Source organism: Paenibacillus sp. FSL R5-0914 (genome assembly GCF_038004525.1).
GTDB lineage: Bacteria > Bacillota > Bacilli > Paenibacillales > Paenibacillaceae > Paenibacillus_AQ.
The window spans coordinates 1,160,869-1,176,513 of the sequence record NZ_JBBORH010000001.1 but is presented as its reverse complement, the minus strand read 5'-3'; the positions used below and the strand labels follow the sequence as shown (position 1 = coordinate 1,176,513).

Here is a 15,645-nt window from a genome sequence, read left to right as displayed (position 1 = left end):
AACATTCCACTTCAGGTAAGTTATTTAATAAAAACAGTTGTGAGGAACATTGACTTGTGCCAAAATATAAAAAAAGTGTTGGACCAAATTGAATACTAGAAAAGGCGGTTGAATTCATGAGCTCTGTATCTTCCCAGCAATTAGACACAAACAGCAACAAGGCACATCGTTATATCGAAGACGTATACGCACAGGTTGTTGCGCGTAATCCTTTCGAGCCCGAATTCCATCAGGCTGTAAAGGAAATCCTTGAATCTTTGCTTCCAATCCTGGCTGCTGAACCTAAGTATCAGGAAAATGCCATTCTGGAAAGATTGGTTGAGCCAGAACGTTTGATTATGTTCCGTGTTCCTTGGACAGATGATCAAGGCAAGGTCAGAGTTAACCGTGGATATCGTGTACAGTTCAGCAGTGCCATTGGACCTTACAAAGGTGGACTTCGCTTTCACCCTTCCGTTAATGCTAGTATTATCAAATTCCTCGGCTTCGAGCAAATCTTCAAAAACGCTCTTACCGGCCAACACATCGGCGGAGGTAAAGGCGGATCCGACTTTGATCCTAAAGGAAAATCCGAAGGCGAAATCATGCGTTTTGCACAAAGCTTCATGACTGAATTGCAAAATTACATCGGTCCTGACCAAGACGTTCCTGCAGGAGATATCGGTGTAGGTGGTCGTGAGATTGGTTACATGTACGGACAATACAAGCGGATCCGCGGAGGATATCCGGCTGGCGTATTGACTGGTAAAGGTATTGGTTACGGTGGAAGTCAGGCTCGGACAGAGGCTACTGGTTACGGTACAGTTTATTTCGTAAACGAGATGCTGAAAGCAAAAGGCCTTTCCTTTGAAGGAAGTCGCGTTGTTGTTTCCGGTTCTGGTAACGTAGCGATCTATGCGATTGAAAAAGCTGTACAGCTAGGTGCAACAGTCGTAGCTTGTAGTGACTCCGCTGGATATATCTATGACGAAAACGGCATTAACCTCGAAACTGTCCGCCGCCTGAAAGAAGTCGAAAGAAAACGGATTAGTGAATATGTGAATGAACACCCTAACGCAGTGTATACCGAAGATTCCACACAAATTTGGACTATTCCTTGTGATATCGCCCTTCCGAGTGCTACTCAGAATGAGATTGATGAAGCTATGGCTTTGAAACTGATTGAGAATGGTGTTAAAGCAGTAGGCGAAGGCGCCAACATGCCATCCACCCTTGAAGCTATTCACCAGTTCCAACAAGCTGGCGTGCTATTCGCGCCTGCCAAAGCTGCTAATGCTGGCGGCGTAGCTGTATCTGCGCTTGAAATGGCCCAAAACAGCATGCGTATGTCCTGGAGCTTTGAAGAAGTTGATACGAAGCTACATGAGATCATGGTTTCCATCTATCAACAGTCTGTAGATGCATCCGAGCAGTATGGACAGTCCGGCAACCTCGTTGCAGGAGCGAACATCGCTGGATTCAAGAAAGTAGCCGATGCTATGTTGGCTGAAGGCGTAATCTAATCAAGCATAAACAAACGGCGTTGTGATCATACGAAGTCCCCGTAACCGGTGAGTAAGAAGCCGGGGACGGGGACTTTTTAATTCAACTATGAGTTCCAACCTGGGATTTGCCGCAAACCACCATCCCATATAGAATACGTACTCTTCACAACCATATCGGACGGTGAAGAAGCCGTGTGAATGTAACAGGAATCAATCCCTGCCTTCAGAGCCCCCTCAATATCCGTACGAGGATCATTTCCAATCATAATGGCTGAGCTCAAATCCGCTCCATACCTTTCAACTAAATAGCGATAAAATAGCGGATCAGGCTTGCTCACCCCTGCTTCCGAAGAGATCGCAATGCCATCAAATAGATGTATGATTCCGAGCATAGTTAACTCTGCCTCAATAAATGTCTTCTGCCCGTTGGAGAGCAAGAATACTTTTTTGCCGCGTTCTCTTAACGTTTGTAGAATTTCAGTCACACCCTCATATAGAGAGATATGGACCATTGATAACGTCCGTAGCCACCTCACGGTTTCATATAACCAGGCTTGATCCGGTTCTCCACCTAATTGACGGGCCACAGACCGAAACACTTCCTCCATTACGAAATCCGGATACTCGCAGCTCCGTGCGGCTTCACCAAGTTGAAGATCCCGCTCCCGCAAAAACCGTTCTTGCAGTTCACCACCTGATATAGAGAGTCCCTGATATCCGAAATGGAGAGCCAACCTTTCCCATACCTGAGATTGCTCCTCATCTGTCTCAATATCAATCAGTGTACCGTACAGATCGAAAATATAAGTCTGATACATCCCTGTCTTCCTTCCCATGATTCACATTGTAAATTACCCCTTAGTCACATTCTCCGTCGCTGCCTGCCCCTCCTCCATTTTGTTTGACACCTTTTGATAGAGATAGGAGATCCCGAGCAGGCAAATCCCAAAGCTGGCATAAGCGATAATTTTACTTCCGGTATTCAGTAGTCCAAGATCGTATAGCAGCAGCTTACCTGTCGCCAGAAGCGTTAATCCAAGGCCGAAGCGCCGGATATACACATATCTTTTGCGGAAGCCGTACATGATGAACAGAACTGCTATCAACAGATACACAAGACTAAATATTAATCCCGCATCGCTTAATTGCAGCTGTACCCCTAGAAAAGCGGTGATGATTCCGAGTAGATACACTCCCATGAAGACAGGATAGATTTCCATACTTTTATACTCACGTTTAAGCAAGGTGATCAGCAGATCACGTCCACTAAACCACACGAAGATATTGAAGATGATAAGTACACTCAGCGCGATATAATCAGCACCAGTATTACGTGAAAGATCATTCTGCAGGCTTGGCAAGCCTACTGTAATCACCAAACAAATAGCGTAGCCGATCCCAAAGAGAAGTCTCACAAAATACTTAACAATCGTGTCATAAAGCACCTTCACCTTTGGCAATACATAGGCCAGAACAATAGTTAACAGAGCGGACAGCAGCAAATTATAGAAGGTTCTATGCGAGAAATCCTCCGGTACAGCCAGACGATACAGTCTTCTCGATTCATACAAACCATAGATCCAGAAATTCAATAATGCCGCGTATTTAAACCACAGGGCTAAGGTGATTTCGTAAGGCTCACTGCGCTGTAGGACATCCTTTCGATTATGCTGAACGGCGTACCATACGGCAATGATCAGCATGCCTGCAGTAATGAAGACATATTTTAGCGGAAAATAGACGTCTGCGGAATTCAACCATTCATTGGCTATACTGAGCTGCATTGGTACATTTAATCCGAAGAACACCGCAAGGCAAAGCGTTAAAATCCCCCAGCCTGCCCTTTCCATCCCTTTAAACCGATTCAGATTACCAAACAAGGTAAGCACAACGCCTTCAACCAACCAGCCAATGGACCACCAAGCCGCTCCGAATTGGAACGGAATCATCAGAATACCAAAGGTCAGCGAAGTAGCGTAGAACAGCAGCATGCTTTCTTTTTCTTGTGGCATCAGCTTTTCAAGCCCTCGTCCAAGCCCTAGATACAGCAGACAGAAGAGCAGCGCCAGCGCACCATTGTAATCCTTGAGCCCTGCATCCAGAAATAGAAGATACAAGGTAAGACAGCTAATAAACGTGTTGCATCCCAGTAGAGAGAAATCCCACCAAGACAACTTGGAGCGATACTTGAACGGGTACCATAACGTAATACCCAAATACATCGCAAAAGTCAGCACCGCATAAATCATATTCATTGCGTTGCTATCCGATAACGCTATTAATATCAGCATGGAGGGTGTATTAAATAAGTAGCTGATGTAATTGACCACGTTCCAGCGTTTGCGGAAGGAGATTAGTAGAATGAATAAATTTAGAAGAAACAAGTAGCCCATTGCCACATAAACTGCGTTGCCTGAAAGCCCGAAAGCCCCAAGATAAGAATATAGTGGCAGGTACCCTCCGATTAAACCCAACGCACAAATACTTCGTGATTCATACCTTAAAGACAGGAGCACCGCAGTCAAAGTGACGAGCACGGATAAGGACAGCCCTACATAAATACTGATAATATCCAGTAAAAAATAGCTATAGAAAATAGAGCCGTACAGCACTGAAATCCCGCCGCCAAGTAGCCCTAAAGCGAACGTCCCTTTTCCTTTGCGGTATAACCACTCCCCGCCCCCTAACATCAGTAAACCCAGTAGGAAAAAGGCGCCTCCCTTCATATAACCGGTGAACCAATTGGAATAGGAGTATCTGAATGCTGCTCCCACGGCCAAGATCAGCAACAAGATCCCAAGCTTGTTAATCCAGCCTAGTCCAATTTTCATTTCGATCTGATTTTGTTTTCTTCGACGCTCCAATACTTCTTCACTGATCTCTTCTGAGGCAAAATCATGTAATCCGTTATCCATTCTGGAGTTCAGAGCAATTTCGGATTCCCTCAGTCTTTGTCGCTGCGCTAGTACACGCTCATTTAACTCCGCCGACAACGCTCCAAGTCGACTGGATAACTCCGCTTTATCCTCACCGAGCTGCCTCGCGGCTGTTTGGTACAGCTGCTGAATATGACGCTTTGTGTCCATCTCAAAAGCCGTCAGCCGGTCCGTATGGGCAAGGCTTTTAGAGGCAAAATAAGTCTGCAGCTTCTGTCTCGACAGACTAAGAATGCCAAGCTTCTCATCTAAAATTTGTTCCGTTAGCGTAACTTTTAGCTCTGTATTCTCTTCTTGAAGCTTCCCTACCTGAGTCTTTAACTCCACTAAAGCAAGCTTATGTTTCTCATATTGCTTCTTTAAGTGTTCATTCTCGTTGACCAGATCGTGACTTTCATATTCCGCGATCAGAGCTTCATATTCCTTAATAAGCCCGTCCTGCTGGACCTTCATAAATCTAAGTCGATCTTTGAATGACTCCATAGCGCCTCCTAATGTGAGCGATTGTTAATATTTCCATTTTACTACAAACGGAAGGATCTCTTACTCTTTTTTATGCAAAAAACTGCAACATATTTGAGGGATGTCCCGTCTAGATAATAACAACACTAACAAATGAAATTAAAAGGAGCTCACAACTATGAACAACATTTTAAAAACAAGTACAGTTCTTTTAACTTTGTCCCTAGCACTATCAACAGGAGCAGCCTATGCCGCACCAACAACAACTTCTACCAAAAATGATGCTGCTCAAACTACCGTTAGCGCTAACCAAAAAACATTTGCGATTGAAATCAACGGTTCCGCTCTGAAAGAAACAGGCTTCCAAACTACAAATGGCAAAGAGCCTATGGTGCCACTTCGATCGGTTACTGAAGCACTTGGCTTTGAATTAACCTGGAATGGACAAACTAAATCCGTTGATCTTATCAATGGTGCTGTGTTCACTACAGTGAAAGCCGGAGAAGATCGCTATAGCATTAATAAAATGAATACTACGCTTGGAACTGCACCACAATTGGTTGACTCCATTTTGTATGTTCCAGCTTCCTTTGTAAGTGAAATCATCCACCACAACATGACAGTGAAGGGAGATTCCATCGTGATCACTGCTGCTAATCAGGAAGAGCATATGACCAAGACTGGCGTGATTACAGCTGTCAATAATGAGGGTAAATACCAATCCGTTCAGATCCAGGGTGTAGGCACAGATGGCATCGTACTGAATGTAGGTGAAGATACGACTATCGAAATGGCAGACGGTACTAAGCTTGCTCTAAAAGATCTTCATATCGGTATGACCGTAAAAGCAGAGCATTCCATGATCATGACCATGAGCCTGCCACCGCAAACTCCAACTTACAAGATCACTGTTCTAGATGAGCAGAAACAAAATGATCTTTTGGGTACTGCAGGTACCATTGAAGAAGTTCAAAAAGACGATGAAGGAAACATCAGCATCACCGTTAAAGGCAGCGGCCTGAACGAACAGTCACAACAAGAAGTAGTACTTCGCATTAGCAAAGATACCGCGCTAATTAATACCGATGGCAAAGCTGTAAACAGCAGCGAGCTTGTAAAAGGCGCAAAAGTTATAGGATTCTACAGCCCTATGCTGACTAAGAGCCTGCCACCAATCGGCACAGCTGCTAAAGTCGTAGTAGATTCCGCTCAACAATAAGAAGCATAACGTTATTAATAGACATATCGCACAAACTAAACAAGCGCGCGCCAATGAAGTATTGGCGCGCGCTTGTTTGATTTTTCTAGAATCTAGCACTCTATGAATCACTAGTTAAGAGCAATTGCATCAAAGCTAATAAACGGTCTAAGTTAATGGGCTTGCTGAGATAATCTGTTGCTCCCGCTTGTAAGATTTTCGCCTTATCTTCCTTCAGCGCTTTCGCAGTCAGCGCTATAATTGGAATTTGCTTCTTTGTCGGTATTTCTCTGATTCGATTGATAGCCTCATAGCCGTTCATTACCGGCATCATGATATCCATAAGAACGATGTCTATGGATGCAGATTGCTCCAGCGCATGTATGCCTCTCTCTCCATCCGCAGCTGTAGTCACTTGCAGTCCACGCTTCCTTAACATGTTAGACAGCGCGAACAGATTCCGCTCATCATCATCCACAATTAGAACATGCTTATGATTTAGCGAGGTGAAATCGCTACTAATATTCTCACTGGTTGCAGCGGCAAGAGCAACCGAACCTTCTTCCTCATGACTAAGATCTACTACTTTCTCAGTGATTTCTTCAAGGCTAGGATCCTGAAGCTTCAATGGCAAATACACCGTAAAGACACTACCCATTCCTTCTTGACTCTCCACTGTAATTCTACCGCCGAGCAGTGTTGCCAGTTCTCTGGATATGGATAACCCAAGCCCAGTTCCACCATATTGACGTTCTGTATTTCCATCCGCCTGTTGAAAAGCTTCGAAAATAATGGACTGCTTCTCATAGGGGATCCCAATTCCAGTATCTTTGATGGCGAAAGCAATAAATAACCCTGTTTCCAAATTTCCTAATTTCACTAACTCGTCTGTAGTCGCTAAGCGTATTTCAAGCGTTACTGAGCCTTTAGCTGTAAACTTAAACGCATTGGACAGCAGATTTATAATAATTTGCCGTACCCTTTGAGCATCCGAATAAAATAATGGAGGTAAGTCCTCCCCGATTTGTATATGGAAAGGAATCTCTTTTTTTCGAGAAAGCTGATTGAAGCTCTGAAGCATAGCCTCCGGGATCTCCGTTAGATTTATTGCTTCAATTTCAATATTCAGCTTCCCTGCTTCAACCTTGGACAAATCCAAAATATCGTTAATCAGCCTAAGCAGATCTTGTCCAGAAGAATGTATAGCTTGTGAGAATTCAATATCCTCCTCGCTTAAAGCTCCCGACTGATTCTCCATCAGAAATTCGGAGAGTAACAATATGCCGTTAAGCGGGGTTCGGAGTTCATGAGACATATTGGCCAAGAACTCCGATTTATATTGAGAGCTTTGCCGCAATAACTCCGCAGATTGAGCAAGCTCGATTTGAGCTTGTTCAGCCTCAAATGACTTTCGTTCGGCTAAGAGATTCTTCTCCTCCAGCTTTCTATTCGTTGCATGTAGCGACTCTGTCTGGATTTGCAGCTCCTCAGATTGAGTTTGTAGTTCTTCGGTATACACCTGAAGTTCTTCGTTTAAACGCTGGGATTGTTCCAGAAGCTGCTCAATTCTCATACTGCTGATCGTACTGTTAATTGCAGCGCCGAACGCATCTGAAATAGAATCCAAGAATTCAATCTGCCGCTCCGTAAGCGGAGAGAAGGTCGCAATTTCCACCACAGCAACTACTTCACCTGAAAAAGAAACTGGAAGTAATAAAAGGGTTTTCGGCGCAAAAACGCCCAGCCCAGACTGAATATTGATATAATGCTCCGGAAGATCCTGTATATGCATCAAGCGCGCCTCTTTAGCACATTGACCAACCAAACCTTCTCCGATATGAAATATCCGATGATCTGTAATGTTGCTACTCCCACCAAACGTGGAGGTTCTATTAAACAAGTCCTGATCATGTTCTTGTGTCCGTATATATAAGGCACTGTATGGATAATCAATAACTTCTGCCGTTTTACTTAAAAAGATGTCTCCCAGTTGTGAGACATGTGTGATGCCCGGATATCTTGACAGTAAATCGTTAGCATGATCCTGAATCCATATCCGCTCTTGTTGCGTATCTATCAGATGATTCGTAGCGACGCTGAGATCGCTGATTTCATCATTCGTGGTAATCTCCACTCTTGTCTTCATATCTACAGAAGAATCTAAACCAGCAATCGTATGGGTAACCTTACGAATCGTACTAACGATAGCATGTGAAATGATCCACGAGGCGACCACAGAGGTAATAGCAATAATTGCCCAAGCAATATAAAGGAAATCTAGCAGCAATTTGTTTCGATCTGCCTGTTCGGCTATCAGAGTATTAGTGTTCTCATTCATCGTCTCGCGGTAAGTACTGAACTGACTACGAATCCGGTCCATTTGGTCCTTGCCATCATCCGAATTGAAATATCGTAAGATTTCGGCTTCCTGTCCCTCTTTTTTCAACTCTATTACATAATCCCCGGATTGCTCGATCCAATGCTGGATACTATTTTCGATGTCCACCAGACGCTGAAGTTGCAAGGAATCATTAGCATTCAGCACGGAGAGCTTATCATAGCTTGCCTTCCATTGTGCTTTTCCCAAATTATAGGGCTCCAGATATTTTCCATCGCCGGTGATAATATAACCTCTCTGTCCTGTTTCCATATCAAGAATGTTCTTCTCGATCTTGTTTGCCAAACTAGTTATCTCTCGGTCCTGATGGGAAATAAAGCTGGTTTCCCGCTGTAGCGTATTAATTCTATCATGCATGATCATAACAAATCCTAATAGACAGATCACGATCAAAACTGTAACGGATAGTATTTTATACTGCAAAGTAAATCGATGTTTTTTCACAAAGTGCCTCCGTCCTGTCATCTAACTAGCTCTTTGCCTAAATCCTTATATTAATAGCTTTTTCTCCTGCTCCAATACCCTATGTAGACATCTATGAGAATTTTTACTGCTTGTAAATTAAACACTTTTGGATACCGTTGAAACACTCTTTATTTGCCATAAAAAACCTCCAAGTTCACTCGCTCCTCAATAGAATATGAGGGGACATGGAGTGACTACTTGAAGGCGATACTACACGGGGTATATTAACAAATACAAGTCTTCTTCTTCACACCAAGCTTTCCAGCCTGTTCAACCTTAGCAATATAATCTACTGCCAGCGGTACTTTACATGCAGTTTGTCCCATTTGTACCTGGACCTTTCCAATGCTTGCAGCAATCTGCGTTGCCTCATCATGCAGTTCGGTTACGCTGCTGGCGGCGATAATTACAAACATATTCATCGTGTAACGAACTCGATTCCGTTCCTGATGAATGGTAGATTGTATTTGCTGTAGTAGCTTTCTGATCTCAGCGATGTCTAGCAGATCATCCGGCGTAACTGAAATGTAATTCCCATAAGTACTCCAGCCACAGGTGGCCACCATTTCATCCGATGAAGAAATCCATTCTCTTGCAAGTTCTAGTGCGTAAGGGCTCTCTGCAGCGACAGACGCTACCGTATATTCCGCTATTCCAGAGCAGTAAGCTGCCACTACCCAGCTTTGAAGCTCTTCCTTCGTAAGCGTCTTGGGGTCAACTGTAAGCCCTGCCAAATACATCGCATCATAATTCCCCGTCTGATACAAAGCGCGAGCTAGACCTTGGTCTTTCTTGATATCCTTTACCAGCTTCTTCATGTCCCCTATCCTTACTCCAAATAAAGGCTCCTTAGCACCATGTCGTATGAAGGTACGCTTCGTCTGCTCTGTACCCATTTCCTCAAGCTTACTCATCACTTCATTAATTGTCAGATTCATTAGAACACCTCTTTATCCCTTCATCGCTTCTCTTAAAATGGGCTCACGACCCAGCGTTACTCTATTCTTGCCCGAATTCTTGGAACGATATAACGCTTCATCCGCTTCCCGATACAAATCTTCGAAAGTCACCTCTCTGCGCTCTGTAAAAGAAATTCCGATGCTAGCGGTAAGCTGAATGCTATCGTGTTCGTTCAAAATTATTTTATAATCACTCATCGTAGTGCGAAAATCCTCTGCTTCCATCAAGGCTGCACGTTTATCCTCAGCAAAAAAGCATACAGCAAACTCCTCGCCCCCGACTCTTCCGGCAATGCCTTTGTTTTGGTACACCTGAAGTATTTTATTCGAGAAATCAACTAATGCCTGATCTCCTGCTAAATGACCATAGGTATCATTAATTAACTTAAAATCATCGATATCAAATAACAACAGCGCCAGTCCTAGCCCGTCCGGAATCGTTTGATTTTGCACCATTTGCATAAAGTGCCTGCGATTATAAAGTCCCGTCAAATCATCTATCGTTGCTTGATAGACCAATTCACGTTCATACCGCTTCTTTTCACTATGGTCACTAAAAACAATTAGCATCCCCTTGTTCTCTGTTGCCTGATGTTCAGTGGCTATCAAGGAAACCCCATAACAAACCTCTCTTATTCCAGTACATACAATCTCAAACTGTCCTTCGGTCCTTTGACTATAATGAGCGCCAATGTCCTTGTGATGCCTCATAAAAAGATCAATATTTTTCCCCATCCAGGTCTCATTCGATATCCCGGTAATCTCAAACAAAATGGAGGTTGCAGCCTCATTTATACCAATGATACTATCATTCCGGTCTGTCAAAACTACGCCGTCTTTCATATGCTCCAGGATTTTAATTTTAGTTAAAGGATAGATCGTAGATTTAGAGTCAATGAATAAACACAAATAAGCCGCTATAATTGCGGGTAGATAAGTGAAGGCCGTAAAGCCTGTAAGCGTGATCTTCAACAAGGGAAGTAAAAAAACAGAAACGACCGGAACAAGTAACCCGGCAAATAGGAAGAACGCACGTCGCAAAAAGGCTCTCGGTCTATTCATTAAGGAAACAGCTAGCAAGCAGACCGCATATAGACCAAATAGCTGATCATAAGCAATAAAAGCCATGCTAAGAAGCGTAGGCTTTACAGTAATTCCACTAACACCCGCAACAGTGGCCATGCCCACTTCACTACGCATTAGATGATGATAGGTATCCGTAAAAATAAGCAGTACGTCCAAAGCAATTGGAATCGAGAAAATAGCAAGTTTTACAGGTAGGCGTTCCTCAGAAGGAGACACATATTCTTTAACGACAGCATAAGTAAATAACGCACTTAAAAAAAGCGGAGCCTGCTGCATATTCTTCCACCACAACTTAGCCTGAAAAGAGGATGACATAATCTCTCCCGCCGTTGCAATAAATATGAGGCTGACCAGCAGCATTAAGATCCATAAATAGCGTCTTCCTGCCGACTTTCGATGTCGATAGGAGCTGATGCCCATGTAAAGGCTTAGAACACTGCCCATTAATAAGTAATACGGATATCCTTGAATCCACGGCATGCCATATTTCTCCTATTTTTCAAGTCGCTCCTATCATTATATCCTAATCAATCCTACAAATGAATCAACAAATACCAGCACATCTGTACATCTTACGATTTGAACTTTACTCGATGGGAGAACATATACTTTCTGGCCAAGTCCTTAAATGCATCTTTATCTTGTACCGACTGAAAGTACCGTTTAGGGATAATCAGCGCTCGATTAGAAGACACAAAAAACACGAACAGGTTCATCGTTTCACCTATTTTATGTATCTCTTCCCATTTTACTTGCCCGGAACCTGCCTCAGATACGTACTTTATACCCTCATCTGATACGGAATAGCTCTGAGGCTGCTGGGCTAAACTGTCTGTTGCGAAGGCTTTCTTAGATTTTTTGGTCAAACTTGATTTGGTCATATACCATAAAACAGCGGCAAGAATCACAGCAGTCACAGCAAGGATTGAAATATTTTTAATACTGTAATCCTTAGTAATTAACAGCAAAATCACAAAATAAGCAACCACACTGAAAGAGCTAAGTATAATTCGGCTGTTCAAGCTGAACCATAGGTTAAACTCCTGAACGTCCTCACTCTTAAGGACGGTATCTACTTTTATTTCATTTTCCACTACTGATCGCTCCCCTGCCACTATCGAAATTTGTCAATTCCATTTCATTCTAACATGTCTGAACACAAAAAAGGGACATCCCTGAAGCGATCGCTTCTAAATGGGTTGTCCCTTTTTAATCCGTAAGGATTCTTATTTCTTTTGTGCAAGACGTTGTTTGAACTTGTCAACACGGCCGCCTTGTTCTGTATCTCTTTGTTTACCAGTGTAAAATGGGTGGGATGCGGAACTTGCGTCCACGCGGATAACAGGATAAGTGTTACCATCTTCCCATTCCATTGTTTCATTGGATGATTTTGTAGATGCACTCAAGAATTTGAAGCCTACGCTTGCATCCATGAAAATAACCTTGTTGTACTTTGGATGTATGCCTTCTCTCATTCTGATCGTCCTCCTTCTGAACAAATTAGTGGAGCCTTTATGGTAAATTAACCAAATGATCTGTAGGTTTATCTATAAGTATAACCTAATAAACGTAGGAAAATTCGTAAATCTTACGATTTAGACCACCACTCCATCATACGTGAAATCGACATGTAAAGTCAACTACTATCCGATATTCCTTATATTCCCTTACGTTCAACTGACTTATACATCATACTCCAGTTGTTTTTTAGCCTGAACAATAAAATCTAACGGGTTCTCAATAGTGCTGGATTGATATTCTACAGCACCTATTTTGAGACCGAGGCTAACTTTATACTTTTTGACAAATTCAGTGTCATTAAGCTCTTGAAGCTTCAATTTAATCCGCTCGATCACGATTTTTGCTCCATCGTTGTCGGTGAACAGCAGCAGGCCCCATGTTGCGTCATCTTTGTCCAGCAGATACAGTGCATCATTGGTACGAATGCTGGCCTGACTGAGCTGAGACACGTCATGAATGGCCTCAGCCAGCTTATCTTCGGGAATAATACGTCTAATCTCATTCCAGTATTTCACTTTCACTACAAGCAGTGTGAGTGGAATCTGATACCGAGTCGAAATGCCTGTAAATAAGGCAGCATCCTTCTGAAAAGAAATACTGTTACGCAGATCTGTGTTCTCGTCGATGATGGCCATATTAGCAGTCTTTTTCTCCAAACGCTGATTCTCAGCCTGCAGCTCACGATTGCTTAGTGTAAATATCCACAGTACCACTGTTAACAATGGGGTCATAATTAGCCAGAAGTAAGTATTCAGTCCAATTGTCTCTCCCAAAGATATCGTCTGATACATCATGTAGAAGCCGTAAGCAAATATAAACACCAGGTTCAAGACCAACCCTGCAGTCACCGTTGTAAAATACGTAACAATCGCCAGAATAAAAGCCACATTTAAAATGATAATATTCTGGATATAATCATCGGGTGCCCCTGAAATGAAGACAATACAAATAAAAAGAAGCACCAGGAACGATAAGAGAGCGATATCCGAAACTAAACCGCTGCGATTACGTCTCACGCTTATCACCACGTTTCTTCATATGTTTACGAAGCAGCAGGATCAGCGATAAAATCACCAGTGTCAGCACCAGCACAATTACGATAATGAAACTCAGCACGTCCGTTCGTTCCGCTATTTTTTTAACCACGGAATCCTCTGCTGCTCCAGTAATGATCTTGAAACGGTGTGCATTGACATTACCGTCCTTATCAACGATTACCCCATCGCCAAACACCTTCCATTTATCCCGCTCTGTTGCGATCAACTTCGACGCCAAATAGTACTCTTCAGAGTGTGCTCCCGTAACAGCAAGCAACCCCCGTCCCGCTTCAAATGGCGATTCAATCAGCTGCAGTGTACCGATTTGAGCACCGTAATGATCTTCAATACTCATCTTCTCATTGGAGCGAATCGCTGTTCCGTTCCCGTTATATTGAAAATAGAGCTTATCATTATGATCACGGATGATCTTATTATTCTTATACGTACCTATGGCGATAACATTATTATTCTTCAAATGATCAGCGCTAATGTTATCCGTGTAGAACTGAATGTTACCTATATTTCCGCTAGCGTATTTTCCCAGTAGATTAAATACATTAGCTAAACTCAAATATGAGTAATCATCCATTTCTTGCGGCAAAACAACTGCTACTTGATTGTAAAGCCCGTCACGTATAAACGGATACGGATAGTTATTAAACAAAAGATCCGTACGATCCTTAGTATTAAGACGCATTACAGAATCTTTACTGATATACGCCCATGGCATTTGTTGCTTATCTAAAGTACATTCGGCTCCCTTCAGCTCCAAATCAAAGGCTACAGTTACCGTGAAATTACCAGAGATATTCAAGCTTTGGGGAACTGGAAGATCCAGCTTATCGCCATTCGCCAGCTCTTTGGTCAGCTTCTTGCTGCCAATGGGTGTGTTGTTGATGCTGACAGTCACTAATGAACGGTCAAAATCTAAATTCTGTGCATAACGGAAATCCAATCTGATTCTGCCTGAATCTGCAATCGAGCGGTTAGAGGGCAGTGCAACAAAGTATGTCTGCTCCTGATGACGTGCCCCAGTGAGTTTATCACCCGTTTCTGTAAGCGTAATATTGGAGCTAATCGAAAGGGGGGGTGCAGATACTTCTGTAGCATCATCGACCACCTTTAAATCACTGCTGATTTGACCCAATAACTCTTCATTCGCAACAAAACGACCTGCTTTAATCAGTAAGTTCTCATCCTTCGAGGTTACGACAAGTGTGGGCTGAGTATCCTTATTCACTAACTGCAGCAGTGCATGTGTACTTAAATCTTCAGAGGTGCTTAGCTGAGCCTTTAGCCCACTTGGTACTCGGTCATACATAGCTACCAGTACAACCGCAGCTTTATTCTTCACCGCATCTGACCGGTAGGGAAGCATTGGAATCGTTCTATTGTCCAATGTATTTCCCTTCACAAGCCCGGAGAGCGCATAAGTAGCCGACTCCAATTCTGCCCCTGTGCTTTTATCCGGTACGGTCAGCACACTATGATTCTTCGTTAAGGTATCAACGCCAGAGAAGCGCTCGCTAAAGTCACTAATCCCTCCAGTCAAGGGCTTCGGCGTATACATCACGCTAATACTGGATGTATTAAACAGATGCAGCCAATTATCAAAATCATAATCGACAGAACAAGATTGTTCATCTGTATAGTTCGACTGCAAATAGCCCTGAATTCCAAGCGTATTGGTTCCTTTTTTTAGAAACCCTTTAGGTGCCTGAAGGACCAGCTGTTGTTCGCCATTATCTTTTAGAGAGGGTCTAAATGTATAGAATGGGCTGCCATTTAGCGTTAAGGTAACGCTAGAAATCTGCTCCTTGGTAATTTGCGAAATTTGAAAGTGCAGGTTAATTCTGATCTCATCCACATTCCAATAATCCATGACCTCAAAATATTGCTGCTGAGCACTCGAACCCTTTAACGCAGTATCTGTTCCTGTGAAAGACGTTGTGTAGGTTAATCTAGTATCCTGAGGCGGAGCCTCGGCGGCTGCAACATTCAATTGAATTAGAAAAAGAGAGAGGCAGGTTAACAGTATAACCATTTGTTTCTTCATCATCATGTTCTGTTTCTCCTGTGATCACATATTTCTCATA

At 43.0% G+C, this 15,645-nt stretch carries 11 protein-coding genes; 2 read left to right on the top strand and 9 right to left on the bottom strand.

All coding sequences use genetic code 11. The features are described from left to right. Window positions 1-116 precede the first annotated feature (116 nt). The gene (gene gdhA / locus MKX60_RS05100; protein WP_042192743.1) at window positions 117-1,502 is read left to right on the top strand and encodes an NADP-specific glutamate dehydrogenase; all 1,386 of its coding nucleotides are present in this window, start codon (window positions 117-119) and stop codon (window positions 1,500-1,502) included. A gap of 86 nt (window positions 1,503-1,588) precedes the next feature. Here the strand turns inward: gdhA and MKX60_RS05095 are convergent, their stop codons facing one another. Further along, the gene (locus MKX60_RS05095; RefSeq protein ID WP_341059216.1) at window positions 1,589-2,302 is read right to left on the bottom strand and encodes an HAD family hydrolase; all 714 of its coding nucleotides are present in this window, start codon (window positions 2,300-2,302) and stop codon (window positions 1,589-1,591) included. 33 nt (window positions 2,303-2,335) lie between these two features. Then, the gene (locus tag MKX60_RS05090; RefSeq protein WP_341059215.1) at window positions 2,336-4,903 is read right to left on the bottom strand and encodes a DUF2339 domain-containing protein; all 2,568 of its coding nucleotides are present in this window, start codon (window positions 4,901-4,903) and stop codon (window positions 2,336-2,338) included. 157 nt (window positions 4,904-5,060) lie between these two features. On the opposite strand from MKX60_RS05090, the gene MKX60_RS05085 reads away from it, so the two are divergent. Then, entirely contained in the window at window positions 5,061-6,101 is a 1,041-nt protein-coding gene (locus MKX60_RS05085; RefSeq protein WP_341059214.1) for a copper amine oxidase N-terminal domain-containing protein, read from the top strand. 100 nt (window positions 6,102-6,201) lie between these two features. Here MKX60_RS05085 and MKX60_RS05080 read toward each other — a convergent pair whose 3' ends face one another. The 7 genes from MKX60_RS05080 to MKX60_RS05050 form a co-directional block, all read right to left on the bottom strand. Then, window positions 6,202-8,922, bottom strand: a complete 2,721-nt coding sequence (locus tag MKX60_RS05080) for a CHASE3 domain-containing protein (RefSeq protein WP_341059212.1) — start codon at window positions 8,920-8,922, stop codon at window positions 6,202-6,204. A 245-nt stretch (window positions 8,923-9,167) separates the two neighbouring features. Beyond that, entirely contained in the window at window positions 9,168-9,875 is a 708-nt protein-coding gene (locus MKX60_RS05075) for a DNA alkylation repair protein (protein ID WP_081382694.1), read from the bottom strand. Between the two features lie 18 nt (window positions 9,876-9,893). Beyond that, complete coding sequence (locus MKX60_RS05070; protein WP_341059211.1) at window positions 9,894-11,468, bottom strand: sensor domain-containing diguanylate cyclase; 1,575 nt, start codon at window positions 11,466-11,468, stop codon at window positions 9,894-9,896. A 92-nt stretch (window positions 11,469-11,560) separates the two neighbouring features. Beyond that, a complete protein-coding gene (locus tag MKX60_RS05065) occupies window positions 11,561-12,082 on the bottom strand; it encodes a YcxB family protein (protein ID WP_042192757.1) in 522 nt (173 codons plus the stop codon). 132 nt (window positions 12,083-12,214) lie between these two features. Then, the gene (locus MKX60_RS05060; RefSeq protein ID WP_042131530.1) at window positions 12,215-12,463 is read right to left on the bottom strand and encodes a type B 50S ribosomal protein L31; all 249 of its coding nucleotides are present in this window, start codon (window positions 12,461-12,463) and stop codon (window positions 12,215-12,217) included. A 207-nt stretch (window positions 12,464-12,670) separates the two neighbouring features. Beyond that, the gene (locus MKX60_RS05055; RefSeq protein ID WP_341059210.1) at window positions 12,671-13,525 is read right to left on the bottom strand and encodes a diguanylate cyclase domain-containing protein; all 855 of its coding nucleotides are present in this window, start codon (window positions 13,523-13,525) and stop codon (window positions 12,671-12,673) included. Further along, a complete protein-coding gene (locus MKX60_RS05050) occupies window positions 13,515-15,611 on the bottom strand; it encodes a cellulose biosynthesis cyclic di-GMP-binding regulatory protein BcsB (RefSeq protein WP_341059208.1) in 2,097 nt (698 codons plus the stop codon). The genes MKX60_RS05055 and MKX60_RS05050 overlap by 11 nt, the downstream gene beginning before the upstream one ends. Between the last annotated feature and the right edge of the window lie 34 nt (window positions 15,612-15,645).